Annotated in this window: 22 protein-coding genes and 3 pseudogenes; 18 read left to right on the plus strand and 7 right to left on the minus strand. The window is 63.5% G+C overall.

Features of this window, described 5'->3' with window-relative positions; genetic code table 11:
* The first annotated feature begins 116 nt into the window (after window positions 1–116).
* Window positions 117–1,079, plus strand: coding sequence for an ArdC family protein (locus tag NKH43_RS32250; protein ID WP_352788689.1), 963 nt, complete (start codon window positions 117–119; stop codon window positions 1,077–1,079).
* Between the two features lie 13 nt (window positions 1,080–1,092).
* Here the strand turns inward: NKH43_RS32250 and NKH43_RS32255 are convergent, their stop codons facing one another.
* Complete coding sequence (locus tag NKH43_RS32255) at window positions 1,093–1,281, minus strand: hypothetical protein (RefSeq protein WP_352578909.1); 189 nt, start codon at window positions 1,279–1,281, stop codon at window positions 1,093–1,095.
* Window positions 1,282–1,292: 11 nt separating this feature from the next.
* Here NKH43_RS32255 and NKH43_RS32260 point away from each other — a divergent pair, with 11 nt between their 5' ends.
* From NKH43_RS32260 to NKH43_RS32300, 9 genes and pseudogenes are all read left to right on the plus strand, one after another.
* Complete coding sequence (locus NKH43_RS32260) at window positions 1,293–1,712, plus strand: DUF2958 domain-containing protein (protein WP_352572076.1); 420 nt, start codon at window positions 1,293–1,295, stop codon at window positions 1,710–1,712.
* 79 nt (window positions 1,713–1,791) lie between these two features.
* On the plus strand, window positions 1,792–3,513 hold the full coding sequence (locus tag NKH43_RS32265; protein ID WP_352861590.1) for a ParB/RepB/Spo0J family partition protein: 1,722 nt from the start codon (window positions 1,792–1,794) through the stop codon (window positions 3,511–3,513).
* Between the two features lie 542 nt (window positions 3,514–4,055).
* Window positions 4,056–4,379 (plus strand): DUF736 domain-containing protein, encoded by a 324-nt coding sequence (locus NKH43_RS32270; protein WP_352861592.1) that lies wholly within the window; start codon window positions 4,056–4,058, stop codon window positions 4,377–4,379.
* 150 nt (window positions 4,380–4,529) lie between these two features.
* The gene (locus tag NKH43_RS32275; RefSeq protein ID WP_023679653.1) at window positions 4,530–4,799 is read left to right on the plus strand and encodes a helix-turn-helix transcriptional regulator; all 270 of its coding nucleotides are present in this window, start codon (window positions 4,530–4,532) and stop codon (window positions 4,797–4,799) included.
* Window positions 4,796–5,344 (plus strand): signal peptidase I, encoded by a 549-nt coding sequence (lepB, locus tag NKH43_RS32280; protein ID WP_023679654.1) that lies wholly within the window; start codon window positions 4,796–4,798, stop codon window positions 5,342–5,344. Before NKH43_RS32275 ends, lepB begins: the two co-directional genes overlap by 4 nt.
* A 17-nt stretch (window positions 5,345–5,361) precedes the next feature.
* A complete protein-coding gene (locus NKH43_RS32285; protein WP_502901342.1) occupies window positions 5,362–6,018 on the plus strand; it encodes a lytic transglycosylase domain-containing protein in 657 nt (218 codons plus the stop codon).
* A gap of 189 nt (window positions 6,019–6,207) precedes the next feature.
* On the plus strand, window positions 6,208–8,178 hold the full coding sequence (gene rlxS, locus NKH43_RS32290; protein ID WP_023679655.1) for a relaxase/mobilization nuclease RlxS: 1,971 nt from the start codon (window positions 6,208–6,210) through the stop codon (window positions 8,176–8,178).
* Between the two features lie 436 nt (window positions 8,179–8,614).
* Window positions 8,615–9,741: pseudogene (locus NKH43_RS32295) on the plus strand (IS701 family transposase).
* Window positions 9,742–10,045: 304 nt separating this feature from the next.
* On the plus strand, window positions 10,046–11,044 hold the full coding sequence (locus NKH43_RS32300; RefSeq protein ID WP_352861596.1) for an NAD(P)H-dependent flavin oxidoreductase: 999 nt from the start codon (window positions 10,046–10,048) through the stop codon (window positions 11,042–11,044).
* Here the strand turns inward: NKH43_RS32300 and NKH43_RS32305 are convergent.
* Together NKH43_RS32305 and NKH43_RS32310 are read right to left on the minus strand one after the other, a co-directional pair.
* A pseudogene (locus NKH43_RS32305) lies at window positions 11,032–11,533 on the minus strand (IS5 family transposase); the annotation flags it as partial. The gene NKH43_RS32300 and the pseudogene NKH43_RS32305 sit on opposite strands and share 13 nt — an antisense overlap.
* Before the next feature lie 700 nt (window positions 11,534–12,233).
* A complete protein-coding gene (locus NKH43_RS32310) occupies window positions 12,234–13,880 on the minus strand; it encodes an MFS transporter (protein WP_031213434.1) in 1,647 nt (548 codons plus the stop codon).
* 481 nt (window positions 13,881–14,361) lie between these two features.
* Here NKH43_RS32310 and NKH43_RS32315 point away from each other — a divergent pair.
* A pseudogene (locus NKH43_RS32315) lies at window positions 14,362–15,389 on the plus strand (class I tRNA ligase family protein); the annotation flags it as partial.
* On the opposite strand, the gene NKH43_RS32320 reads toward NKH43_RS32315, so the two are convergent.
* Both NKH43_RS32320 and NKH43_RS32325 read right to left on the minus strand, forming a co-directional pair.
* Window positions 15,312–15,479: a hypothetical protein gene (locus NKH43_RS32320; protein WP_198023621.1), complete on the minus strand. Its 168-nt coding sequence runs from the start codon at window positions 15,477–15,479 to the stop codon at window positions 15,312–15,314. The pseudogene NKH43_RS32315 and the gene NKH43_RS32320 sit on opposite strands and share 78 nt — an antisense overlap.
* A gap of 99 nt (window positions 15,480–15,578) precedes the next feature.
* Entirely contained in the window at window positions 15,579–16,724 is a 1,146-nt protein-coding gene (locus NKH43_RS32325) for a trans-sulfuration enzyme family protein (RefSeq protein ID WP_023679121.1), read from the minus strand.
* Between the two features lie 92 nt (window positions 16,725–16,816).
* On the opposite strand from NKH43_RS32325, the gene NKH43_RS32330 reads away from it, so the two are divergent.
* Together NKH43_RS32330 and NKH43_RS32335 are read left to right on the plus strand one after the other, a co-directional pair.
* The gene (locus NKH43_RS32330; RefSeq protein ID WP_352572066.1) at window positions 16,817–17,479 is read left to right on the plus strand and encodes a helix-turn-helix domain-containing protein; all 663 of its coding nucleotides are present in this window, start codon (window positions 16,817–16,819) and stop codon (window positions 17,477–17,479) included.
* 31 nt (window positions 17,480–17,510) lie between these two features.
* On the plus strand, window positions 17,511–18,149 hold the full coding sequence (locus NKH43_RS32335) for an FMN-binding negative transcriptional regulator (protein WP_352861598.1): 639 nt from the start codon (window positions 17,511–17,513) through the stop codon (window positions 18,147–18,149).
* Window positions 18,150–19,128: 979 nt separating this feature from the next.
* Here NKH43_RS32335 and NKH43_RS32340 read toward each other — a convergent pair.
* Both NKH43_RS32340 and NKH43_RS32345 read right to left on the minus strand, forming a co-directional pair.
* A complete protein-coding gene (locus NKH43_RS32340; RefSeq protein ID WP_352861600.1) occupies window positions 19,129–19,638 on the minus strand; it encodes a GNAT family N-acetyltransferase in 510 nt (169 codons plus the stop codon).
* The gene (locus NKH43_RS32345) at window positions 19,639–19,923 is read right to left on the minus strand and encodes a type II toxin-antitoxin system TacA family antitoxin (RefSeq protein ID WP_023679116.1); all 285 of its coding nucleotides are present in this window, start codon (window positions 19,921–19,923) and stop codon (window positions 19,639–19,641) included.
* A gap of 1,006 nt (window positions 19,924–20,929) precedes the next feature.
* Between NKH43_RS32345 and NKH43_RS32350 the strand changes: the two genes are divergently transcribed.
* Genes NKH43_RS32350 through cybH form a run of 5 tightly spaced genes read left to right on the plus strand, consistent with a single transcriptional unit; the run spans window position 20,930 to window position 25,110 of the window.
* Entirely contained in the window at window positions 20,930–22,006 is a 1,077-nt protein-coding gene (locus NKH43_RS32350) for a hydrogenase small subunit (protein WP_023679115.1), read from the plus strand.
* A complete protein-coding gene (locus NKH43_RS32355; protein ID WP_023679114.1) occupies window positions 22,006–23,802 on the plus strand; it encodes a nickel-dependent hydrogenase large subunit in 1,797 nt (598 codons plus the stop codon). The genes NKH43_RS32350 and NKH43_RS32355 overlap by 1 nt, the downstream gene beginning before the upstream one ends.
* A gap of 13 nt (window positions 23,803–23,815) precedes the next feature.
* Window positions 23,816–24,040, plus strand: a complete 225-nt coding sequence (locus NKH43_RS32360) for a HupE/UreJ family protein (RefSeq protein ID WP_051406206.1) — start codon at window positions 23,816–23,818, stop codon at window positions 24,038–24,040.
* Window positions 24,037–24,390: a HupE/UreJ family protein gene (locus NKH43_RS32365; RefSeq protein ID WP_280952126.1), complete on the plus strand. Its 354-nt coding sequence runs from the start codon at window positions 24,037–24,039 to the stop codon at window positions 24,388–24,390. The genes NKH43_RS32360 and NKH43_RS32365 overlap by 4 nt, the downstream gene beginning before the upstream one ends.
* Window positions 24,391–24,399: 9 nt before the next feature.
* On the plus strand, window positions 24,400–25,110 hold the full coding sequence (gene cybH, locus NKH43_RS32370; RefSeq protein WP_023679113.1) for a Ni/Fe-hydrogenase, b-type cytochrome subunit: 711 nt from the start codon (window positions 24,400–24,402) through the stop codon (window positions 25,108–25,110).
* Window positions 25,111–25,303: the final 193 nt, after the last annotated feature.

Raw genomic sequence — 25,303 nt, forward strand, 5'->3', positions numbered from 1 at the left:
GCCGCCCACCCCACTCACGGGGGCAGGCACGCGAGATTGGGATCGAGCGCTGCCTCCACCGCCCCATGGGATCTTCCGGGGAAAGACGCGGCGATTGGCGAGCGGAGGATGAGACGATGCATGCAAACAGCAAGCGTTGTGCCAGCACAGAGGCTGGCGCAGGCAAGGGCGGGCGCCCCGGCGCCAGCCTTTATCAGGAGATCACCGACCGGATCATTGCCGAGCTGGAGCGCGGCACCGTGCCATGGGTCAAGCCATGGGGCAGCGCAAAGGCAGGCCTTGGCCTGCCGAGGAATGCATCCTCTGGGCGCACCTATTCCGGCATCAATATCCTCATCCTGTGGGGCGCGGTCATCGAGCGCAGCTATCCCAGCCAGAACTGGCTCACCTTCCGGCAGGCGCTCGTGCTTGGCGGCAATGTCAGGAAGGGCGAGCGCGGCACGACCATCGTGCATGCCGACCGCTTTGTCCCCAAGGACGAGAAGGAGCGCGCACGCCACGAGGGCGATGAACCACAGGCCGTGCCTTTTTTGAAGCGCTTCACCGTCTTCAATGTCGCGCAGTGCGATAATCTTCCGGAACACCTCTATGCCGCCGCCGAGCCGCTGCCTCAGTGCGAGATCGTGCCGCGGGCCGAGACGCTCATTCGCGCCAGCGGTGCGGATTTCAGGGTCCGCGGCGATCGCGCTTTCTACATGCCGGGCAGCGACCACATTCAGGTGCCGCCGCAGCCGGCGTTCCATCACCAGATCGACTATTACCGGACCTGCTTTCACGAGCTTGGCCACTGGACCGGCCACCCAACGCGGCTTGCTCGCGACCTCTCCGGCTCGTTCGGCTCCAAGGCTTACGCGCGTGAAGAATTGGTCGCCGAAATCACTGCCGCCTTCGTCTGCAGCAACCTCGGTATCGAGCCGACCGTGCGTCATGCCGATTACATCGGCTCATGGCTAAAGGTGCTGCGCGAGGACAACCGCGCGATCTTCCGTGCCGCCAGTCTTGCCTCCAAGGCCGCCGATTTCCTGCTTGGCCTTCAGGCCGATGCCGAAGGCGAGGCGCAGGAAGGGATTGCGGCATGACGATGCGCGATCCTCAACTGACCGCGACCGAGCCGACGCCGCCAGGCGAGCAGATGCTCATTCCCGTGTCCGGCCGATCACCACGCGCGATCGGCTCACCCTCCTGATGGACGCGCCGATGCGTCCGCGCGCGGCGCAAAAGCCGCTCGATATCGGCCTCTTCGATGAAGCCAGCAGAAATCAACTCGACCTGTTCTGACAAGGAGTCTTTCCATGATCCTGATCACCGATCCACTGCGCGCACGACTGCTCGCCAATGGCGCCGCCGACGCCGACGTCGACCATTTTCCCGTTGTGAAACTGTTTAATCCGACAGGTGCCGCGACGTGGCTTTTGACCGAACTCGACGCCGATGGCGACACGCTGTTCGGCCTTTGCGATCTCGGCTTCGGCTTCCCCGAACTCGGCAGCGTCAGTCTGGCCGAGCTTGCATCCGTAAAAGGTCCGCTTGGCCTCGGCATCGAGCGTGACCTGCATTTCCAGGCGCGCTTTCCGCTCTCCGTCTATGCCGAAGCCGCCCGCATTTGCGGCCACATCACCGAGGCCGAGCGACTTCTGCGGCAGGCAGCAGAGGCCCTTTCAAAGCCCCATTCCGAGCTTCCGCCCGACACGGCGGAACAGCAGCGCCGATAGGCGCAAAAACCGTCCCGCCGCGCCGGCCTTCGGCCTCTGCGGCGGGGACAACCTCAACCAAAGCGAAAGGAGAGTAACCATGCAGCTTGCCCACATTCCCTTGGATCAGCTCAACATTTGCGCGCTCAACATGCGCCATGGAAAACGCGCGCCCGACATATCCGACATCCTGCCCTCCGTGCGTGCGCGCGGCGTGCTGGTGCCTCTCCTTGTGCGGCCGAACGGCCAGCCGGAAACCTTCGAGATCGTCGCCGGCAGGCGGCGCTATTTCGCCGCGAAATCGCTTGCCGACGAGCGCGGCGAAGGCGATCCCTTGCCCTGCGCCATCATGGAGGACGGTGACGACGCCGATGCGCTGGAAGCCTCGCTGATCGAAAACCTCGCCCGCCTCGATCCTGACGAAGTATCGCAATGGGAGACGTTTTCGCGGCTCGTCAGGCAAGGCCGCACCGTTCCGGACATCGCTGCGACCTTCGGCATCACTGACCTGAAGGTCAAACGCATTCTGGCGCTTGGCTACCTCTTGCCCAAAATCCGCGAAGCCTATCGGCGCGAGGAGATCGACGCCGAGACGGCGCGCCATCTCACCATGGCGTCCAAGGCGCAGCAGAAGGACTGGCTGGCACTCTGTGCCGATCCCGATCAATACGCGCCGCGTGGCTTTCAATTGAAGCAATGGCTGTTCGGCGGCCAGTCGATTTCCACCAAGGTGGCGCTGTTTGCCATCGACGAATACCCCGGCCTGATCACCTCGGACCTGTTCGGCGTGGACAGCTATTTCGCCGATGCCGACCTGTTCTGGCAAAAGCAGAACGAAGCGATTGCCGCCAGACGCGACACCTATCTCAACGACGGCTGGAGCGAGGTGGTGCTGCTGGAGCCGGGCCAGTATTTCCACCCATGGGACCACGAGAAGACCCCGAAGAAGAAGGGCGGCAAGGTCTTCATCGCGGTCACGTATCGCGGCGAGGTCGAGTGTCACGAGGGCTGGCTGTCACACAAGCAAGCCCGCCGCGCCCGCGAGGGCGGTGAGCAAGACGAAACAGCCGCCAAGCCGCCGCGCCCCGAACTCACCGGCCTGATGCAGAACTATGTCGATCTGCATCGCCATGCTGCCGTGCGTGCGGCCATGCTCGACCATCCCGCCGTGGCGCTGCGCCTCGTGGTGGCGCACGCCATCACCGGTTCCGGCTTGTGGCAGGTGCGCCGTGAGCCACAGCGCGCAGCCAACGAGACGGTGACTGCCAGCCTTGCCGGCTGCAAGGCTGAAGCTGCATTCGGCAAAAAGCGGCGCGAAGTGTTGGCCCTGCTCGGATCACCGGATGAGGATGGCGTGGTCGCCGGCGGCAATGGCGACGCCTTTGCTATCGCCGGCGTGTTCGCGCGCCTCTTGGCGCTGTGCGACGACGATGTCATGCGCGTTCTCACCCTTGTCATGGCCGAGACGTCTGCAGCCGGCAGCACCGTCATCGAGGCGCTCGGCAACCATCTGAACGTCGATATGGGCACATGGTGGCAACCGGACGATGCCTTCTTCGACCTCTTGCGCGACAAGGAAATCGCCAATTCGATGCTGGCCGAGGTCGGCGGCAAGCTGGTCGCGGACGGCAATGTCGCCGAGAAGGTCAAGACGCAAAAGAAGATCATCCGCGACTTCCTGGCGGGCGAGAATGGCCGCCTCAGGGTCGAGACCTGGCTGCCGCGCTGGATGAAATTCCCCGCCGAAAGCTACACCAGTCGCGGCGGTTTCCGCACCGCCGATCAGTGGGCACAAGTGCAGCCGCTGTTCGCGCGCGAATAGTCGATCAGGGCCCGAGCGGCGGTTCTCTCGAGTGCCGCAGCTCAGGTCGCGCGCGCCGCTCCGGGCCGCGCCGGCTGCCGATTGCTCGTCTTGTCGAGTCAGTGCCGCGCGCGAGAAATCCCGACGCCAATTCGCCCCCGTTTCGGCAGCCCTGCACCACGCCGGGTTGCTTGCCGAGGCGCCAGGCGCATGGGGCCAATTGTCCGATCCGGTTGCCGACAGAGCCCGCGCCGCCGGCGCCCTGCATTGGCCTGTTCGTTGTGCCGCCGATCGCGCCACCTGTCTCCATGGGTCTCAGGGACCATTCCCCTGCGGCTGGCTTGACGACCTATGGGCGGATTCGGCCCGCCCGAAACCCTCGCCAGCAGCTTTTTTCCCCGCCGCCTGCGGCGGCTTCCTCGCGCCGCTTCGCTTCAAAAAAGCTGCCCGCTCGGGTCCTCCGCTATCGCTGCGGCCGTCCCGGTTCCGGCGGTCCGGACGCGCCCATCACGGTCCGCCATCGCAGGGGAATGGTCCCCTACGAGCACCAAAGGAGACTGAAAATGACCGCGATCGGATACGTTACCAAACAGGAAAACGGCGGCTACAAGGGCCAGCTCAAGACGCTTAGCGTCCGCGCCGACATCGAAATCGTGCCCAATCAGGCAAAGAGCGCCGACACCCATCCCGACTTCCGGGTGCTGACGCAAGGGGTCGAAGTAGGGGCCGGCTGGATCCGCACCGGCGAGACCTCCGGCAAGGACTATGTGAGCCTGTCGATTGCCGCCCCGGAGTTCGGCCCGCGCAAGCTCTACGCCAATCTCGGCCGCGCCGCCGGCCAGGATGACGACGACACATACGCCATCATCTGGAACCCGGTCGACTGAACCGCCAGCCTCGAGCCCCGCGCCGCAACCGGCGCGGGGCTCTTTCGGGAGGGGGCGGCGAAAACTCGCCCCCCACTCTTCGCCCGTCCCCAAAACGATCTCGCTCGCCGATCCTCGCCTTCGCTTGTCCGTAGCGAAACGAGGATCATCATGGACGACGAAAACGAACGCGCGGCCCGCGCGAAGAAGGGCAGTCCGTTTCTCAACACCGCGCAGGCCGCCTTCTATATCGGGCTGTCCCAGCGCACGCTGGAGAAGATGCGGCTCAAAGGCGGCGGCCCGCAATTTCGCAAGCACGGCCGCTATGTCCGCTATCACATCGACGAGCTCGACGACTGGTCGAAGGGACGCGCGCAGGAGACCAGGCCCGAGGATGCCGGGCACGATTCCGGCTCGGCCGGTGAGGGAGGCCGCTCATGAGCCGGCGTCCCACTATCCGTCTGATCGGCAGCCATCTGCGGCGCATTCGGGCGCGCAAGACGATCGCCGTGGCTAGTGCAGGCCTCAGCCTGATCGGCTTCGCCGCCTTCGGCAAACCATCGCCCTGGCTGGTCTGGAACGCCTCGGCCAGTGCGCCGGTCGGCCTCTATCGCGTCGCGTCCGGATCACCGGCTCGGGGCGACCTCGTGCTCGTCCGCCCGCCAAAACCGGTCGCCGATCTCGCCGCCGAACGCTTCTATCTGCCCAGCAATGTGCCGCTGGTCAAGCGCCTTGCCGCGCTGCCTGGCGAGCATGTCTGCGCCTTCGGCGACGCCATCATCATCGGCGGCGAGATTGTCGCGCGCCGGCTGGCAACCGACACGCAGCACCGTCCGCTGCCTTGGTGGAATGCCTGCCGCAAGCTCGCCGCCGACGAGTTTTTCCTGCTCGGCAACGATAGAAACCGCTCCTTCGACAGCCGCTATTTCGGGCCGGTGCCGGCCGAAAATATTGCCGGGAGGCTCGTGCCGCTATGGACCGAGTAACCCTCCTGATGCTGGGCATGGTCGCGATAGCGCCATGCGCCTGTTCCGCCGCGACCGACGCTCAGCCGGCCGCCATCTCCCGTGGTCCGCAGCTCCAACGATGGCAGCCCTTGGTGGCCGAAGCAAGCCGGCGATTCAGCATTCCACAGCCCTGGATTTATGCCGTCATGGATGCCGAAAGCCGGGGGCAGACAATGGTGGACGGACGGCCGATCACATCGAGCGCCGGCGCCATTGGCCTCATGCAGGTGATGCCCGGCACCTACGAGGAGGTGCGCGCAGAGCTTGGCCTGGGAGCCGATCCGCACGACCCTCGCGACAACATTCTGGCAGGCACTGCCTATCTGCGCGCCATGTATGACCGCTTCGGCTTTCCCGGCCTGTTTGCCGCCTATAACGCTGGGCCGGACCGCTACGAACAGCATTTGCAGCGTGGGCGACCGCTGCCCAGCGAGACGGTTTCGTATCTGGAAGAGCTCAAGGCGGCGGGGATCTCGGCCGCCGACATGGACGCGTTCACCGGCAAATCCCGTTCCGGAAAAGCGCCGGAAATCCCGTCCGGGCAGTCGCTGTTTTTCCTGCGAAACGGTGTTTCCGCGACCGATCCGAATGGCCAAATTGTGGTGCCGCTCGGATCGGAGCGAGCAAGGTCAGGCCGGCCGGATCGCAGGTGAGGGCAGGGGTACCGTGGGTCGGGGCAGGAAGGCAGGGAGGCAGGTCCGCTGAAGGCAAGATAAAGGCATCGCCTCCTGGAGCCGGCGAAGTCTTTGTCTGCACATCGTTTTTCACGGAGGCTGCCTTCAGCGTCAGGAGAGCTGCTGCCGACAAACATGTGATTTTGTTAAAGATTACTAGGAGGCTCAATGCAGGATGAAGAGTTCAAGCCGAGCCTGGGCAAAATCGGATCGCGCGGCTCGAAGGCAGGCAAGCGTTTCGCCGGCCAGATTCGCGCCGCGATCAACCGAGCCGGCGGCGGCAGCGGTCGCCGTGGCCGCTTCATCGGAAGCCGGGCGGGGCGCGGCGGGGCTGCTGCCGCCGTTCTCAGAGCGCGCGATCGCCACGCGGCGTTTCGGCAGCGGCGCGCCGTCGTCAAGGCGCGTATCGTCAAGCTGGCCGGCAAGGGTGTTGACGGGGCACGTGCACACCTTCGCTACCTCCAGCGCGACGGCGTCACCCGGGAAGGCGAGCCTGGCGAGCTCTATAGCGCCGACAGCGACCGCGTCGATGGCAAGGCGTTCATCGATCGTGCCGATGGCGACCGGCATCAGTTCCGCTTCATCGTCGCACCTGAAGACGGCATCGAGTATGACGACCTCAAGCCGCTCACGCGGCGCCTCATGGCGCAGATGGAAGGAGACCTCGGCACCAAGCTCGACTGGGTCGCTGTCGATCATTTCAACACTGGTCATCCGCATACCCATATTATCGTCCGCGGCAAGGACGACCGCGGCGAAAATCTTGTCATCGCGCGAGACTACATCTCGTCTGGAATCCGTGAACAGGCGGCCGAGCTGGTCAGCCTCGACCTTGGCCCGAGAACGGACCGCGAGATCGAGCAACGCCTGCGCCAGGAAATGGAGCGGGAACGCTTCACCAGCATCGATCGGCAGCTGCTCCGCATGCGCGACCATGAGGGGCATGTCTCACCGGCCAGCCGAGACACGTTTCGCCAGACGCTGCACCAGGGCCGCCTGCGCAAGCTCGAGCGGATGGGTCTGGCTGAGGAAGTCGGCTCGGGCCGCTGGCGCCTTGATGGCGAGCTTGAAGCGACGCTGCGCCGCATCGGCGAGCGGGGCGACATCATCAAGACCATGCACCGCGAACTGACCGGCAAGGGGCTCGCCCGCAGTGCCGCCGACTATGTTGTCCATGATCGATCTGCAGAGCAGATGCAGCCTGTCGTTGGCCGCATCGTTGCGCGCGGCCTGGCCGACGAAATCACTGACCGCCATTACCTCGTCGTCGACGGCGTGGACGGCAAAAGCCACTATGTTGATATCGGCAAAGGCGAGGCCACCCAACCGACGCCAGAGGGCTGCATAGTGCGGGTCACGCCGAGGGACACCGGGCCAAGGCAAGTCGACCGCACAATTGCCGAGATCGCCACGGCCAATGACGCGCGCTACAGCATCGATATCCATCTCAAGCATGACCCGTCGGCCACCGAACGCTTTGCCGAAACGCACGTGCGGCGACTGGAGGCGATCCGCCGGGCGACCGGTCGTGTCGAGCGCGAGCCGGACGGCACCTGGATCGTCGCACCGGATCATCTCGACCGTGTGTCTGACTACGAGCGTAAGCGAGCGAGGGCCGAGCCTGTCACGGTTCACAAGCTCTCATCGATGCCGCTGGAGAGACAAGTCAGGTTCGACGGCGCCACCTGGCTCGATCGAGAGCTGGTTTCCGACACACCGGAGGCCTTGCACAGCTCTGGTTTCGGCCGCGATGTCCGAGAGGCGCAAGGCCGCCGACGGCAGTGGCTGATTGCGCAAGGTCTTGCTCGGGAAGAGCAGGACCGGATCGTCTATCGCGCCAACATGCTTTCGATGCTGCGTCAACGTGAGCTGAACCGTGTTGCCGGTCAACTGTCTGACGAACTCGGACTCTCGTATTCCGAAGCGCAGCCTGGTGATCGAATAGAGGGTCGATTGCGCCGCTCGATCGACCTTGCCAGCGGCAAGTACGTCATAGTCGAGAAGGCGCGCGAGTTCACGCTGGTACCATGGAGGCCAGTGCTTGATCGGTCTATTGGCAAGGAGGTGTCTGGTGTCATGGGTGGGGAGGGGATTTCATGGACCATCGGCCGGCAGAGAAGCGGACCAAGCATTTCGTGACATGGCTACACAACTTCTTTGCCCGCGTTGAAGTCCGGACGGAGTTCGCCTGCCAATTGCCCGCGGCATTGATTTGGCGAGGGATAAATGGCTGGTCGTGCAAGACTTATCGTTCGCTCTACAAAAAGCGCCCCGATCATTCATCGTGTTCCATGGTTCTGAGCCAAAGCCCTCCTGCGCCACCACGGCACTCTTCCCGGTGCCACGGAAGCCCGCCGACGACGGCGGTGCCGGCTGGTTGCGCAGGGCTGCCGCCGACCCAAACAGTTGCGGCGCATTGCATTGCAATCACTGCAGGTGCGGCCATCGGCGCGCTCGATGCGATGGTCCGCCAGCTAGAGAGGTGGGCTGGCGCCTGGTGACAGCGCCTAGGGCTTTCGGCGGCCGCGGTACGGCGAGCAGGCTCGCGGCGTCGAGGATGAAGCCGCACTTCGCGATGTTCTTCTGCTCACACGACCGGGAGACGAGTCGGCCCCACGGGCCGGATGCTTGTTGGCCGCTCACAACGCTGAAGGCGCGGGTTGGGCGGGTGCTTCCTCGTCGTGAGTTGCGGGAGACGGGCGCAGATTTCCTTGACGGCCTTCTTTCCGGCATTGAGCGCAAGACAGGCTGGCTGATGGCTGAGCAGTCTGGAGCCGAGCGGCCCTATCGGATGCAGTCGCTGAGGATGGTGTCCTGATCGTCGACGAGACGGGATTTGTGAAGAAGGGCGATCGTTCCGCCGGTGTCGCGCGTCAGTACTCGGGAACGGCGGGGCGGATCGAGAACAGCCAGGTCGGCGTGTTCTTGGCTTACGCGAGCCGCTACGGCCAAGCGCTGGTCGATCGTCGCCTTTATCTGCCGGAGAGCTGGACAAGGGATCGGGCGCGATGTGCCAGAGCGTCGATCCCGGAGATGGTCGAGTTTGCGACCAAGCCAAAGATGGCGCGCGCCATGGTCGAGGCGGCGCTCGATGCCGGCGTCCCGTGCGCTTACGTTCTGGGCGACGCTGTCTACGGGGCGGACAGCAGCCTTCGCCGGATGCTGGAAGCTCGCGAGCAGCCCTATGTCTTGGCGGTTCGAGGCGCTCACTTCATGCGCCGGGGAGGGGATCGTCTGTTTGAGGAAACCTCGCCCGAGGAACTGGCCAGCGAGTTCGAGCCCGACGACTGGGCCTGTCATGCGGCAGGTGAAGGCGCCAAAGGCCCTCGGCTCTACGACTGGGCACGCATCCGCCGCCCTTGGACGTCAAAAGGCGGCTTCGAGCATTGGCTTCTCGTCCGCCGCAAGCGATCGACATCCGGAGAAAAAGCCTACTACCTGGTCTTCGCCCCGCCCGGTTCCTCCTTGGCCGAATTGGCGGCAGTGGCCGGCCTGCGCTGGGCGATCGAGGAGTGCTTTGAGCGCGCCAAGGATGATCTCGGACTTGATCATTACGAGGCTCGGTCCTGGCACGGATGGCATCGCCACATGAGCCTGTGCATGGCCGCCCTGGCATTCCTCTCGAAGCTATCGGCTGATCTTCGCCGCAGCGCATGGAGCAAACCGAACGAAACGAGTCCAAAGGAGCCAATCGCCGCCTGATCCGGATGGCTGCGCTCGTCCCGAGCGTCCCCGAGATCCGCTATCTCCTCGCCCGGATCCTCATCTTCCCACCGACACAAAAGCCCTTCATCATCGCCTGGTCGCTATGGCGACGACGACATCAGGCTGCGGCCACCATCTGTCACTACAAACGGCATCGGCATCCGCAACTGTAGTACTAAGGTCCGGACTCATAACCGTCGGTCGACTGGGGGCTCTGGTTGCCGTTAATCGCGGGGCGCTGAGCGGGGCTCGATAGAATCAACCGAACCTGCGATACTCAAGGCAATCTGTTGGAGTGATGATGCGCATCGTAACCCGTCTCACTGATCGGCTTGAACTGCAGCATCCGATCATCAGCGCGCCGATGGCATTCGCATCGGGCGGGGAACTCGCAGGTGCCGTCAGTTCAGCCGGAGGGCTTGGGCTTATCGGCGGCGGCTATGGCGACGCTGATTGGCTGACGCGAGAGTTCGAGCGATCTGGCAACCGACCTGTCGGCTGCGGCTTCATAACATGGTCACTCGCCAGGAACCCGCGCCTACTCGAGAAGGCCCTGGAGCGGCGACCAAGTGCGATTTTCCTATCCTTTGGCGACCCGGCGCCTTTTTCGCCGGCGATACGGGCCGCCGGGGTCCCCTTGATCTGCCAGGTCCAGAGCCTCGACGACGCGCGCCGCGCTCTTGATGTCGGAGCCGACATCGTCGTCGCCCAAGGCGCGGAAGCCGGCGGTCACGGTGAGAAGCGAGCGACATTCACATTTGTTCCGGAGGTCGCGAACTTGGTACGGCGACGGGCGCCGGACACGCTCATCTGCGCGGCCGGTGGCATCGCCGATGGTCGTGGGCTTGCAGCGGCGCTGATGCTTGGCGCTGATGGCGTCGTGATGGGATCACGTTTCTGGGCCTCGTTGGAGGCTCTCGTTCATCCAAATCTGCACCAGGCTGCCCTTGCGGCGACCGGAGACGACACGGTTCGAACCTCGGTGATGGACCTAGCGCGCCGCCTGGATTGGCCATCGCGGTTTTCACTGCGCGTTCGGAAGAATGCTTTTACGGAAGCCTGGCACGGCAATGAGGCCCATCTCCTCGCCGACATTGACGCGCAGTCCGCTGCCTACCGCGAAGCGTGGGCAAGCGGCGATCCCACGATAGCCGCGATCATGATTGGTGAGGCCGCCGGCCTCATCCACGACATCGAGCCGGCGAGTGACATACTCCTTCGCACCGTTTCTGAAGCGATCACCCTGCTTCAGGGCGCAAGTTCGCTTCTGTTTGTCGAGGACAACTGTCACAGCCAGTAACCGACCGTAGCGGCGAGGCAGACGGCAGCGAGGAAGTTAGTGGCCGATCGATCGTAGCTGGTGGCAATGCGGCGGAAATCCTTGAGCCGTCCAAACATGGCGTTGCGATCACGGTAGAGGAAGGGGAGAAGCAGTTCTTCCAGCGCCGGTTGGCTTTCGACGGAATGTTCGGCATCGCCCCTTTAGCCTCGACCTTGTGGCGAATGGCATTGGTGTCATAGCCCTTGTCGGCGTGCAGGATCGGGCTCTCGGGCATCTGCTCCAGAAGCAAATCTCCGGCGCTGCAATCGGCGACCTGGCCACCGGTCAAGAGGAAAGCGATCGGGCGGCACAGGCCATCGGTCAGGGCGTGGATCTTCGTGGTTCGCCCACCGCGCGACCGGCCAATCGCCTGATTTTGCTCCCCCCTTTGCCGGCAGAAGCGCAGCGATGCGCCTTCACGGCCGAAGAGTCGATCAGGACCTCAGCCGGAGGACCGCCAGCGCTTGCCGCGCGTGTCGGTTGGCAGCAGCGCCTGCAGCCGCGAAAACTGCTCCTCGGTCAGCCAGAAATAATCGCGATTCATCGGTGGCCTCCCTTTGGAGACCGTGAATCATAAAACCACCGTCAGTGGAACCCTTTATGGGTCCGGACCCTAGCAGGTTGTGACCATTGCTGTGGCAATGCAGCAGTCCTGGATAATAAGTCCAAGATGCCCCGGGTGCGCTTCCACCGCACCACCGGGACCTTCGCTGCAGCTAAATGCAGAAAATCCACGCGCGCGCTGAAGCCCGAAAAGGCGGCGGCGCTGGCGGGTTGAAACTCCAGTCGGGCTACGCCCTCCCTGCGTTCCAACCCGCCAGCATTCTCATCTTGATTGAGGCAACGCTCGCAGCTTCATTGTCGCGCCGCAGGTGGCGGATTCCTCCGTCTGCCCGCTTCACTCCGTGCCCGGCGAGACCCCTCCGCCCCCCTTGCTCCCCGCTGCTCGCCGCGATGCACGGGGACAGGCGACCTGAACCCGTCCCCAAGCCGATCTGATGGCAGAGGCGGTGGGGCTGGACATGGGCCCGTGGTGGACATACGTGCCACACAAATCCTCATGCTCGCCTAACCGGCCGCAAGGTATGGCAATCCGGGCTGACCCGACGAGAGAAGGAGTAGGTCTCGGCCATTCCCGTGTCCGAGCCCAGAAAAGTTACTGGTTTCCTTACGGGCGCGATACAAAGGGCACAGGCTGGACTTGGCTGCCGGGGGCGGGGCTTGTCGACCGCTCGATCGAAAGTGAGAGACGAGGAGGAGAATCACCGACCCGCAGAGCGGCAAGGCGCTCGCCTACCTCCCTGTCAGTCACCGTTAGCCGATGGTTTAGACGAAGATAGTCCGTCCATGTCGGCGTGCGGAATGTCTCGGTCCAAAGAGTCGAGTTCTGAAGATCGCGCTGGAGGGTCCAGTCCCGCGCACCGGCACGGCTCTGAACGCGCCGCCTTTCGCGCATGCAGCTCAGAAATTCCTCGATATTCTCCTCGGGGATCGAGTACTCCACCTTGATCACGATCGGGCCGCTCCTGGGCTTCAAATCGAGGGCCAGTTCTGGTGGCCTGAAGTCGAAGGCCCCTTGATCCGATTCCTCCCATAGCCGTACCGGCAATAGCTTTCCCACAGCTGCAACCAGCAACAGCGCCGCTGCAGCACCTTCCAAAGCCCACGTCAGGGAATAGTACTGCGCGACAGCACCCCAGATCCAGCTGCCCGCTGCCATGCCGCCGTAGGTCAGGGCGTAATAGATCGACAGGGTGCGACCAACGACCCACCTTGGGCTTGCCAACTGCACACACACGTCGGTTCCGGTCCAGGTGACAACCCAGCCGGCGCCAGCGATTGCAAGCGCGATCGCTGCTACAGCCACCGATGATGTGAGAGCCAGTAAAAGGCAACACGTTGCGCAAGCAACGGACGCGAGCGTGATCAATCGATTTTGGGACGTGATGCGTCTCAAGTAGCTATTGCCAATGCCCGCGATGAAGGCGCCAGTGCCGAAGCCGGCCAACAGGACGCCGTAAACAATTGGCCCCCCCGCCAGTTGGTCGCGAACCAGGAGGGGGAGCAGAGCAAGGATCGAGATGCTTGACAGCCCGAACAGGGTTGCACGCACGATCGCCACTCTGATCTCCGAGGAGATTGCCGTGAAGCGCATGCCATCATGAATGGCCGTCGTCATCCGCTCGCGCGGAAGAGGCGAAGAACGAACTTGCCACTTGGAGCGCAGGACAGCGCTCAATGGGACCAGGTCGGTCAGCGCAGCGAAGGCGAAAGCCGTAAGGGGGCCCAGCAAAGCCAAAATTACACCGCCCAGCGCCGGTCCTATGCTCCGAACCACGTTGTACCCCACCGACATCAGCGTCACTGCAGCGGGTATGTCGCGCTTTTCCAGGATGTCGCCGACCGAGGCGTGCCAGGCTGGATCATTCAAGGCAAAGCCGCATCCCGCCAAGAAACTCAGTCCCAAGATCAGCCATGGACTGACAAAGCCCAGTCCAACAGAGAGAGCCAGCGCCGTGGATGCCAATGCGATCAGGCAATGTCCGGCAAGCATCACGCCGCGGCGGCTGAAGCTGTCTGCAATCGCTCCAGCAAGGATCGACAAGAAGAAGGCGGGCAGTGTCGATGCAGCCTGCACGAGCGCAACCATCAGATCGGAGGCTGAAATCGTTGCCATAAGCCAGCTTATAGCCACGCTCTGCACCAGCCAGCCAAGGCTGGATATCTGCGTGGCTGTCCAGATCGAACGAAAGACCGGATTCTGAAGAGGGATCAGTGTGTTTGCCGCAAAGGGCGGGGAATCTTGACGCCGCATGACTTCTCACCTCCACCACGTAGTTCTTTCGCTCACTCACTTGCTGACAGCGGTGCGCTTACGCACAGCTGCGTCACAACCAAGTTCCGATATCGCGCTCGCAACAAAGTAAACAAAGTAGATGTCGCATCCACGGTGCTGATGCGCGATGAGTGTGCCAGTTGGGCGTCAGCTGGTCTGGGTCGCGCAGCCCGATGGGGTGCGGTCTGCCCTGCGACTCTTGGTCTTGGACGGTGCTACCGCCCCGATGGCCGGGTTGTCAAACTGCCACGGTGCTAGCAGCGCCCATCCCATCCTGACAGGCATGAGCATATGACGCAGCGCATCGCTGGTATCGGAGGCGGGTGCAAGATCAAGGGTGGCATCGTCCTGACAAGTACGAGCTGGTGGACGCCTTTGCCCGACCTATCACATCGGCGATTTATGGGGCCGCCGTTCAACTCGTTGGTCTATGCACAAAAAACATAATACGCTTGAAAAGGCGTTTCGGGCCGGTGCCGGGGCCGAGGAGGGGGCTGAAGCCTTCACTATCGTCATCCCGCCGCCGAATGTCACCGGCTCGCTGCATATGGGCCACGCGCTCAACAACACGCTGCAGGACATTCTGGTGCGCTTCGAGCGCATGCGCGGCAAGAACGTTCTTTGGCAACCAGGCATGGACCATGCCGGCATCGCCACGCGATGGTGGTCGAGCGCCAGCTGATGCAAAATCAGATCCACCGCCGCGACCTGACGCGCGATGAGTTCATCGACAAGGTGTGGGAATGGAAGGCAGAATCCGGCGGCGCCATCCTCAACCAGCTGAAGCGGCTCGGGGCCTCGGCCGACTGGAGCCGGGAGCGCTTCACCATGGAGGAGGGCCTGTCCAAGGCCGTGCTCGAAGTGTTCGTGACGCTCTACAAGGAAGGGCTGATCTACAAGGACAAGCGCCTTGTGAACTTGGACCCGAAGCTGTTGACCGCCATCTCGGATCTCGAGGTCGAGCAGCAGGAAGTCAACGGCAACCTCTGGCACTTCCGCTATCCGGTCGAAGGCATGACCTTCGATCCGGAAAATCCGAAGACCTTCATCACCGTTGCGACGACCCGGCCGGAGACGATGCTGGGCGATACGGCTGTCGCAGTCCACCCCGACGACGAGCGTTTCCGGCATCTCGTCGGCAAGAACCTCATCCTGCCGATCGTCGGCCGCAGGATCCCGGTGGTGGCGGACGAGTATTCCGATCCCGAAAAAGGCAGCGGTGCGGTCAAGATCACGCCGGCGCATGACTTCAATGATTTCGAGGCCGGCAAGCGCCACCGGCTGCCGGCGGTCAATATCCTCACCGTCAATGCGGCGGTGAGCCTCAAGGACAATGAGGACTTTCTCGCCGGGCTGGAGGTGACGCCGGAGCGCTAGGCGGTCTGGGGCGAGCTCGACGGTCTCGACCGTTTAGTCGCGCACAAGAAGATCGCCGAGCTGATGCAGACCGGCGGTTTCCTCGAAAAGGTCGAGCCGCATCGCCAGGCCTGAAGCGGCGGTTGCGGCGATCCTGAACAAGGTGCGGTCTCTCCGCGCCAACGCATCCGACACCGAGATTTTCGATCGAAATCTAAGCATCGTCGAAGATGCTTTGCCTGATCTAGGCGCCCAACCGTAGCAGGCCGCATTGCTGCGCCAGCCGCCACGTAAAGCGCTGCCAGAGTTCTTGCACCCGCGTCATTCGGCTGCCGCTTTGAAGGTTCCGCCTAGGGCCTGCATCAGATCATCGACAATGTCCTGAGGATGCTCAAGTCCCACTGAGATTCGCAGTAATCCGCCTGGCGCCTTGGACTTGGCACCCTCGACGGATGCGCGATGCTCAATCAGAGAGTGCGTCCCGCCAAGGCTTGTCGCCCGGGCAACAACCTCGAGGCGGCCGGCCACAGCCATCGCAGCATCGGCTCCGCCTTTGACGATAAAGGATAGCATCGCTCCGTAATGGCTCATTTGCCGCTTAGCGAGATCGTGTCCCGGATCAGTTTGCAGGCCAGGAAAAAGTACTTTTTCGACACGCGGATGAGACGCCAAAGCCTCAGCAACCTTCTGGGCGCCTTCGCAATGCGCGCGCACGCGTACCGACAATGTCTGCAGGCCCCGCAATGCCAGCCAACAGTCGAATGGCGCTGCGACGCTGCCCTTGTGTCTCTGGACCATCCGCAGTGGGCGACCGAGGGGTGACGAGTGCGGGACAATGACGACGCCCGCCATCAAGTCCGAGTGGCCGCCGATGTACTTTGTCGCCGAGTGCATGACCGCGTCCGCCCCAACTTCGAGGGGCCGTTGAAGCACTGGAGTTGCCCACGTGTTGTCCACTACGGCCAAGGCGCCAGCCTCGTGCGCGATTTTGCAGATGGCCGAAATGTCGACAACGCGGATCATCGGGTTTGACGGCGTCTCGACCCAGACGAGGCCAGTCCGCTTCGACGTGACCGCGGCGCGCACGGCATCCAGATCGCGCATGTCGACGGCCGCAAAGTCGAAGCGAGATCCAATGTCGGTCTCGTCAATCAGCGAACGAATGCCGAAATACATGTCATCCGGCAGAACGATCCGACCCGTCGACGGATGGCTCTCAAAGACTGCAGCGATTGCAGCCATGCCCGACGCGAAGGCAATGCCATCTTCTCCGCCCTCGAGCGCGGCCATGGCCATTTCGAACGCGTTGCGCGTCGGATTTCCATCCCGCGTGTATTCGAATCCGGAAGGAAACGAGCCGTCGACGCTACGTCGGAACGTCGTGCTGGTGTGCAGCGGCAGGGACACCGCCCCTGTGGAAGCGTCGACAGCTCGGCCGCAATGGATCGCCTTTGTTTCAAAACGCATCGGTCATTTCCTCGCTAACGGGGCAGTTGCACAATTTCAGGCCGGTCATTATATTGACCGTAATAAGTGAGCCGAGGCACTAAGTCAATATAATGACCGATGTTACGACAGCGTTGGACCCCGAGCGGGTGCTTGGCCAAGCGATAGCGGTTCGGATCCGACAATTGAGGCGCGACCAAAACCTGACCCTGGATCGACTGGCAAAACTGAGCGGCTTATCCAAGGGAACCGTCGTCACGCTGGAGCAAGGCAAGGCGAACCCCAGCATCGGCATACTTTGCCGACTGGCGGCGGCGTTTTCGCTTTCGGTGGCCGATTTGTTGAATGACCATCCTTCCACAGTTCGCCTTCCTATTGAGCGGACAGAGACGAGGACGCTTTGGACGAGCGCTAAAGGAAGCTTTGCACAACTTCATTCATCGATCTCGGGACGAACGATGTTCGAACTGTGGAGCTGGGCCATTATGCCGGGCGACGTGTTTTCCGCAGATGCTCATAGTCCGGATACGCGCGAGCTGATCTCGGTGACTCAGGGGTCCCTAAGTGTCGTGGTGGGTACCCACGCAGTAATTTTGAGCCAAGGCGAGAGTGTGCGGCTTGTCACTGACCAACCGCACTCATACGCGGCGGCATCTGATCTGCCTGCCCACTTCTCGATGGCAGTTCTTGAGCATGGTGGACAGCGAGATCCGGGGCCCTCTTCGCCGGCAACGAAGATGCCCGGGCCCGTTCCGCAAGACACCGCCGCTCGCTAACGACCGCCCATTCGCGACAGGAGATCCACCGTTGTACGTTCCGCCCCATTTTGCCGTCCCCGATCACAACACCCTGCTTGACCTAATCGGGAGACATCCGCTCGGTATCCTGGTCACCCACAGCAAAGGCACACTCGACGCGAACCACATTCCCTTCGAGCTTGACCGCTCGAAGGGAGACAAAGGCGTCCTCAATTGCCATGTTGCACGCAAAAATCCAGTCTGGGAGGAAGTTGCCAATGGCGATGAAGTCCTCGTTATCTTCCGTGCGGCCGACGCTTACATCTCGCCGAACTGGTATCCAAGCAAGCATGAATTCCATAAGCAGGTGCCCACATGGAACTATCTCGTCGTCCACGCCCACGGACGCATCACTGTCCGGGATGATGAGCGCTATGTGCGCCGTAACGTGGCGAAGCTCACTCACATGCATGAAGCCTCGCAGCCTGCCCCGTGGAAGATGAGCGACGCGCCGAAGGACTTCATTGACACGATGGTTAAGGGGATCGTCGCCCTGGAAATCGAGATCACCGGCCTGGTTGGTAAATCAAAACTCAGCCAGAACAAAGAGGTGCGCGACATTCAGAACGCTGGTGAAATGCTGAATGCCCGAGGCGTCAATGGGATGGGAGAAGCGATGCTCGCGGCTGCGGCGGCCAAATCCCGATAGCATCTATCTTGTCCCGACAAGCCGCTGGTGCTGGATTTCCAAGGGGTGACCTTGAGAGACAAATGCTTCGGCCAGCACCTGACCACCCGCTATGCGGCAGATGGACAAGAACTCAGGCCGCCATCGCCAGCCACATCCGCAATGCCGCCCGATCGATGGAAGCTGCTTACCCCGCCAGCCTTTCCGGTCATGTCGCCTGGGTCGTCAATACCTCGAACAGCAGCCTGGCGCTTAAACCGAGTTGCGTGTTCGGTATGGCGGCGCAGCGGTTTCGAGATCGGAGCCGACTGGCAGCGAACGCCACCCCCACGGTGGCGATGCCTCGCAGCCAGGTTGGATGACCAAGCAGCCGGAATGTTCGGCAGGCTTGCACCCGCTTCAGATGCGAGACGGGTCAAGACGATCATCCTGCAAACGTCACGCGGCGGTGGGCCGGTTTCGAAAAGGGCCGGCCCCGGCCGTTCAAGTGGAGTTGGGGGCGGGGCCGGATCAAGCCTATCGGGTCGAACCCGCCGGGACCGCGCGTACATCATCCCGGCAACGCCAGGCGCTCGTCCGGGGCCATGCGGGCTTCGGCTTGGCGCGCCGAATGTCTGGACCGGCATCGCGGAGCATGGCGCACCAGTCTCCCACATTGTACGTAGTCGCCATGCTGCCCCTGGCCAGATCGCAAATGACGCACGGCTTGTTCGCGATGGCGAGCTGAAGCACGTTGACGGCCGTGCCGGGCGATGCGCCGTCCCAGACTATCATCCCAAAGTCCGCGCGTCGCGCCATCTCCCGGTCTTTGGCGGCTGGATCCAGTATCCTCTAGCGCCTTCACGAGACGGGACCTGGTAGGCAGCCCAGTCGCCCAGATTATTGCTAGCTTCCTCGCTCTGACCGCCGTCTCCCTCTGGCCCTGCGTGAGGGATCGTCATCCGGCTGCAGGCCGGCGCGCCCGGACGCTGCCGCTACGGGAGGCGCTACGCGCGTGGAGCTAGTGGCCTTTGTCGGCCAGCCAGAGGCCCACGTCCTGGATCGAGCGCATGAGCACCGACGGATTGTCCCGCGCGGGAATGAAGCCCCAGCTCTGCCAGTAGCGCTCGGCCTCGGCGTCGATCGCCCGCACCACCACTGCGCGGCCGCCGACGATGTCGGCGCCGGCGACGCAGCGATGCAGCGCGTCCTTGACCAGGCCGCTGCCGATGCCTTGTCCGGCATAGCGATGGTCGACGGCGAGTTGTCCAATCAACAGGCAGGGGATCGGATCGGGCGGGCGTCCGGTGCGGATGGCGCGCGGTGCGCTGTTTGGCTGGATCACGCCCGGCGCGAGGCCGTAATAGCCGACGACTGTTCCCTCATCGTGAACGACCAGGACCCGGGTAAAGCCGCGGACCTGGTTCGTTCGCGCGAAGCCGGCCAGCCAAGCGTTCAGCGCCGGCTTGCCGCAATCGAAGCTGTCGAGGCGGTGCGCGTCGTCGAGGAGTTCGATGCCTGAAACCGCCACCTAGCGGTCCCAGGGCGGGGACCGACGCAGCCGCTCGGCCGCCTTCGGCGGGGGCGCAGCGGCGGGGGCTGAGATCGCCTGCATGAAGGCGTCATAAGCTTCCGGGGACACGCGGATGACGGTTTCGTTGAGGATGGCCGTCTGCGCCTCGTGCAGCGCGGCGCGCCGCATGAACTCCGTGCGCGACAGGCCGAGCAGCTCCGCGCCGCGGTCGATGATGGTGAGATCATCGTCGCGAAACCGCATCGAGACGGGTGTTTCCTTCCTGGTGGCTGTGGTGGCCATGGCGCGCTCCTGTGCTGCGGACGTATATACGGTAGTGTAACGCGGAACGCAATACTTCGTTCCCTGGTGACGTCTCGTGGACGGATGGCCTCAGGACTCCTCGCGGCATCGGTTCTTCTCGGCTTCTCGCCTGCAATCGCCATTGCCGCAACCCAGAGCAAGGTGGCTTTGGTCAGCTCCGGCGGATCAATTACGGCTTAGGACGCGCATGTGTTCTTATCGGCCGGATGAGCGGCTCCAGAAGCGAAGTCGCTGCCATGACTGTCGCCGGACGAGCCCCGGCTATGCCGAACCCTGATGAACATCTGACGCGATGGCGACTTTCGGGCCGTCACGCCACAAAGGAGGAACGGCTATGAAGGCTGGGCGGCCGGCACTTTCATTCTCAGGCGCCGCTCTATGCCACCTGCCGGCCAAGCGCAGTTGGCACAAATCTTGAACCTCTCTTTGCGCGGCGGCAGGAGCTGCAATCGCACGTTCGGCCTCACGCAATGAAAGACCGGTCACGACCGCGGCACGTGCAGCCTCAGACAAACCAGTCTGCATTTTATTCAACGGCTTAGCTGCGAGTGCGGCGGCGCGCGGCCGAACATCACCGTGTCGCGGATGCGACAAACCCGACAACAGCGGTTTCAACGCAAGCGGCGACGAGTAGATGGTGCAAATCCCGCGATTCCCAGTCTGCTGTAGCCGCGCAGGCCAAGCGCGATCTGCTCGGCCGTCCTGACAAGCCGCGCGTGGCTCTGGGCGAGGTCGGTCGAGGCCCGCCGAAATCCCGTCGGCACCCGCCGCCAGGCCTCTTCGCTCGTCTCGCCGCATCGCGGAAACTTTGTTCGAAATCTGCCAGTCCGGTTTCCACTCCTTTGCCGGCGACCGGAACAAGTCAACGCCTCGAAGAGCATCTGAGTTTTGAATTTATTCGGCTTTTTAACTCTGGCATCGGACTTGCTCCGCCTTCGCATGTCCGCGGCACCAGGAGACGCCGCCGCCTGTGGAGGAAGGCCTGATGCAACAAACATTCTACGAGGTCATGCGCCGACAGGGGATCACCCGCCGAAGTTTCCTGAAATTCTGCAGCCTGACGGCGGCTTCCCTCGGCCTTGGACCGGCCTTTGCGCCGAAAATAGCTTACGCGATGGAGTCCAAGCCGCGCATTCCGGTGCTGTGGCTGCACGGGCTTGAATGCACTTGCTGCTCCGAAAGCTTCATCCGCTCGGCGCACCCGCTCGCCAAGGACGTCGTGCTGTCGATGCTTTCACTCGATTATGACGACACGCTCATGGCGGCCGCCGGCCATCAGGCCGAGGCGATCGTCGACGAGGTCGTCGAACAGTACAAGGGCAACTACATCCTCGCGGTCGAAGGCAATGCGCCGCTCAACGAGGACGGCATGTTCTGCATCATCGGCGGCAAGCCCTTCGTCGACCAGCTCAACCATGCCGCCTCCAACGCCAAGGCGATCATCTCCTGGGGCTCCTGCGCCTCCTGGGGCTGCGTGCAGGCCGCGCGGCCGAACCCGACGCGGGCCACGCCCGTCCATAAGGTTCCGGGCCTGCCGGACAAGCCGATCATCAAGGTTCCCGGCTGCCCGCCGATCCCAGAAGTGATGACGGCCGTCATCACCTACATCCTGACCTTTGAAAAATTCCCAGAGCTCGACCGGCAGGGCCGGCCGAAGATGTTCTACAGCCAGCGCATCCACGACAAATGCTATCGGCGCCCGCATTTCGACGCCGGCCAGTTCGTCGAGTCCTTCGATGACGAGGGCGCGCGCAAGGGCTATTGCCTCTACAAGGTCGGCTGCAAGGGACCGACCACTTACAACGCCTGCTCGACGGTGGGCTGGAACGGCGGCCTCTCCTTCCCGATCCAGGCCGGCCATCCCTGCATCGGCTGCTCCGAGGACGGCTTCTGGGACAAGGGCGATTTCTACAGCCGCCTGACCCGCGTCCACGGCTTCGGCATCGAGGCCGATGCCGACAGGATCGGCACGACGGCCGCGACCCTCATCGGCGCCGCCGCGGCCGCGCATGCGGCGGCGAGCGTGGTCAAGCGGATGCGCGAAAAGGGAGGGAACAAGTGATGGTCATCCAGACGCCGAACGGCTTCAATCTCGACACCTCCGGCCAGCGCGTGGTCGTCGATCCGGTCACGCGGATCGAAGGCCATATGCGCTGCGAGGTGAACATCGACGAGAACAACATCATCCGCAACGCGGTCTCGACCGGCACCATGTGGCGCGGGCTCGAGGTCATCCTCAAGGGCCGCGACCCGCGCGACGCCTGGGCCTTCACCCAGCGCATCTGCGGCGTGTGCACCGGCACGCACGCGCTCACCTCGGTGCGTGCGGTCGAGGACGCACTGGGCATCATAATCCCGGAGAACGCCAATTCGATCCGCAACATCATGCAGCTCTCGTTGCAGGTGCACGATCATCTGGTCCACTTCTACCACCTGCACGCGCTCGACTGGGTCAATCCGGTTAACGCATTGAGAGCCGACCCGAAGGCGACGTCGGAGCTGCAGCAGGCGGTTTCGCCGAGCCACCCGATGTCCTCGCCGGGCTATTTCCGTGACATCCAGAACCGGCTGAAGAAGTTCGTCGAGAGCGGCCAGCTCGGGCCGTTCAAGAACGGCTACTGGACCAACCCGGCCTATCTGCTGCCGCCGGAGGCCAATCTGATGGCGGTGACGCACTATCTGGAAGCGCTTGACTTCCAGAAGGAGATCATGACGACGCGCACGATCTTCGGCGGCAAGGACATCCATCCCAACTGGCTGGTGGGGGGCGTGCCTTGTGCGATCAACATCGACGGTGAGATGGCGGCCGGCGCGCCGATCAACATGGAGCGGCTGAACTACGTCCGCAGCGTCATCGAGCGCGCCATCGCCTTCGTCGACAACGTCTACATCCCCGACATCATCGCGATCGGCAGTCTCTACAAGGGCTGGCTCTATGGCGGCGGGCTGTCGGGCAAGAGCGTTCTTGCCTATGGCGACATCCCCGACAAAGCCAACGACTATTCGGCAGCCAACCTGATGATGCCCCAGGGCGCGATCATCGATGGCAACCTCAAAGAGGTGCTGCCCGTTGACGTGCGCGATCCCGAGCAGATCCAGGAGTTTGTGCCCCACTCTTGGTACAAATACCCGGACGAGGCGAAGGGCCTGCATCCATGGGATGGTATCACGGAGCCGAACTATCAGCTCGGGCCGAATGCCAAGGGCACGCGCACCGACATCCGCGAAATCGACGAGAGCGCGAAATATTCCTGGATCAAGGCGCCGCGCTGGCGCGGCCATGCGATGGAGGTAGGGCCGCTCGCCCGCTATGTCGTCGGCTACGTCCAGGGCCACGAGGAGATCAAGGAGCAGGTCGACTCGACGCTGCGGGCACTCGGCGTACCGCTGACGGGGCTGTTCTCGACGCTCGGCCGCACCGCTGCGCGCGCGCTGGAAGCACAGTGGGCGGCCCGCAAGCAGGTCTACTTCATGGACAAGCTGATCGCCACCATCAAGGCTGGAGACAGCTCGACGGCCAATACCCAGAAATGGGATCCGAAGTCCTGGCCCGCCGAAGTCAAGGGGGTCGGCTTCACCGAAGCGCCGCGCGGGGCGTTGGGCCACTGGATACGCATCAAGAACGGCCGGATCGAAAACTACCAATGCGTCGTGCCGACCACCTGGAACGGCTCGCCACGCGACCATGCCGGCAATATCGGCGCCTTCGAAGCGTCGCTGATGGAGACCAAGGTGGAGCGGCCGGAGGAGCCGGTCGAGATCCTGCGGACGATCCACAGCTTCGATCCGTGCCTTGCCTGTTCGACCCATGTCATGGGTCCGGACGGACAGGAACTTGCCAATGTCAAAGTGCGCTAGGGGAGGAATCGAAATGAGACACGCTATCCTGAAACTTGGCGCCGCAGCTTCGCTCGCGGTCCTTGCCAGCCCGGCGCTCGCCCATGTCGGCGCAGGGCATGCCGACGGGTTCGCCGCCGGCATCGCCCATCCGCTGATGGGACTCGACCACCTTCTCGCCATGGCGGCGGTCGGGGTCTGGTCGGCGGTGGCCATGCCGTCGCGGGTCCTGGTGGCCCAGCAACCTTCGTGGCGATGATGATGACGGGTGCGGCGTTGGCCTTTGCCGGCATCCGCCTGCCAGCGGTCGAAGGCATGATCGCGCTATCCGTGCTTGCTCTCGGCATCATGATCGTCGCCGGTGCCGGCCTTCCCGGCATGCTCGGCATCGGCCTTGCCGGGTTCTTCGCCCTCTTCCATGGCCATGCCCATGCGAGCGAGACGACCGGCGCGGCACTTGCCTATATTGCCGGCTTCACGCTCTCGACCGCGGCGCTGCATCTGGCCGGCACCGGCATCGGCCTCAGGCTCGCGTCGTCGCCTTGGGCGCGCGCCGGGCTCGGCATGGTCATTGCCGGCTCGGGCGCTACGCTCGTGTTCGGCGGCTAGGGGGCGGCCATGAGCGCGAGCCAAACTCCGCATGGCGAAGAAGGGGTCTATGTCTACGAGGCGCCGCTGCGCCTCTGGCACTGGGTCAATGCCTTCGCCATCCTCATGCTTGCCGGCACCGGCTACCTGATCGGCTCGCCGCCGCCGGCGGTTGGCGGCGAGGCGAGTTCCAGTTTCCTCTTCGGCTGGATACGCTACCTGCATTTCGTTGCGGGCTATGTCCTGATCGTCGGCTTCGCATTCCGCATCTACTGGGTCTTCGCCGGCAACGAGCATTCCCGGCAGATATTCCTCCCGCCTGTCTGGAACGGACGGTTCTGGAAGGAGCTCTGGCACGAGGTGCTCTGGTACGCCATGCTGGTGAGCGAGCCGATGAAGTGTTCCGGGCACAACCCGCTCGCGACGCTCGCCATGCACTTCCTGTTCGTCTGGTTCACCATCTTCATGATCGTGACCGGACTGGCGCTCTACGGCGAGGGGGCCGGCATGGGGTCCTGGCAGTACGACCTGTTCTCGAGCTGGGTCATCCCACTTCTCGGTCAGAGTCAGGACGTGCATACCTGGCACCATCTCGGCATGTGGGTGATCATCTGCTTCGTGATCATCCATATCTATGCCGCGGTGCGCGAGGACATCATGTCGAAGCAGTCGATCATCTCCTCGATGTTCTCCGGCTGGCGGACCTTTCGCGGCAACGGCGCGCCTCGTGATTCCCACTAGGACTTTCGCGACCTCACCTGCCGGGGGGGGGGGGGGGGGGGGGGGGGGGGGGGGGTGGGGCGGGGGGGGGGGGGGGGGGGGGGGGGGGGGGGGGGGGGGGGCGGGGGGGCGGGGGGGGGGCGGCGGCGGGGGCGGGGGGGGGGGGGGGGGGGGGGGGGGCGGGGGGGGGGGGGGGGGGGGGGGCGGGGGGGGG

Origin of the sequence: Mesorhizobium sp. M1163, assembly GCF_040318415.1 — a bacterium.
Taxonomy (GTDB): Bacteria; Pseudomonadota; Alphaproteobacteria; order Rhizobiales; family Rhizobiaceae; genus Mesorhizobium.

Bases quoted from the DNA above. Each gene is read 5' to 3' on its own strand.
- NKH43_RS32300 (WP_352861596.1), top strand. From the start codon at position 10,046: ATGCGCATCGTAACCCGTCTCACTGATCGGCTTGAACTGCAGCATCCG.
- NKH43_RS32260 (WP_352572076.1), top strand. From the start codon at position 1,293: ATGATCCTGATCACCGATCCACTGCGCGCACGACTGCTCGCCAATGGC.
- lepB (WP_023679654.1), top strand. From the start codon at position 4,796: ATGAGCCGGCGTCCCACTATCCGTCTGATCGGCAGCCATCTGCGGCGC.
- NKH43_RS32250 (WP_352788689.1), top strand. From the start codon at position 117: ATGCATGCAAACAGCAAGCGTTGTGCCAGCACAGAGGCTGGCGCAGGC.
- NKH43_RS32310 (WP_031213434.1), bottom strand. From the start codon at position 13,880: ATGCGGCGTCAAGATTCCCCGCCCTTTGCGGCAAACACACTGATCCCT.
- NKH43_RS32285 (WP_502901342.1), top strand. From the start codon at position 5,362: ATGGTCGCGATAGCGCCATGCGCCTGTTCCGCCGCGACCGACGCTCAG.
- NKH43_RS32275 (WP_023679653.1), top strand. From the start codon at position 4,530: ATGGACGACGAAAACGAACGCGCGGCCCGCGCGAAGAAGGGCAGTCCG.
- NKH43_RS32365 (WP_280952126.1), top strand. From the start codon at position 24,037: ATGATGATGACGGGTGCGGCGTTGGCCTTTGCCGGCATCCGCCTGCCA.
- NKH43_RS32320 (WP_198023621.1), bottom strand. From the start codon at position 15,479: ATGCTTAGATTTCGATCGAAAATCTCGGTGTCGGATGCGTTGGCGCGG.
- NKH43_RS32325 (WP_023679121.1), bottom strand. From the start codon at position 16,724: ATGCGTTTTGAAACAAAGGCGATCCATTGCGGCCGAGCTGTCGACGCT.
- NKH43_RS32350 (WP_023679115.1), top strand. From the start codon at position 20,930: ATGCAACAAACATTCTACGAGGTCATGCGCCGACAGGGGATCACCCGC.
- rlxS (WP_023679655.1), top strand. From the start codon at position 6,208: ATGCAGGATGAAGAGTTCAAGCCGAGCCTGGGCAAAATCGGATCGCGC.
- NKH43_RS32265 (WP_352861590.1), top strand. From the start codon at position 1,792: ATGCAGCTTGCCCACATTCCCTTGGATCAGCTCAACATTTGCGCGCTC.
- NKH43_RS32355 (WP_023679114.1), top strand. From the start codon at position 22,006: ATGGTCATCCAGACGCCGAACGGCTTCAATCTCGACACCTCCGGCCAG.
- NKH43_RS32360 (WP_051406206.1), top strand. From the start codon at position 23,816: ATGAGACACGCTATCCTGAAACTTGGCGCCGCAGCTTCGCTCGCGGTC.
- NKH43_RS32270 (WP_352861592.1), top strand. From the start codon at position 4,056: ATGACCGCGATCGGATACGTTACCAAACAGGAAAACGGCGGCTACAAG.
- NKH43_RS32345 (WP_023679116.1), bottom strand. From the start codon at position 19,923: ATGGCCACCACAGCCACCAGGAAGGAAACACCCGTCTCGATGCGGTTT.
- cybH (WP_023679113.1), top strand. From the start codon at position 24,400: ATGAGCGCGAGCCAAACTCCGCATGGCGAAGAAGGGGTCTATGTCTAC.
- NKH43_RS32330 (WP_352572066.1), top strand. From the start codon at position 16,817: ATGACCGATGTTACGACAGCGTTGGACCCCGAGCGGGTGCTTGGCCAA.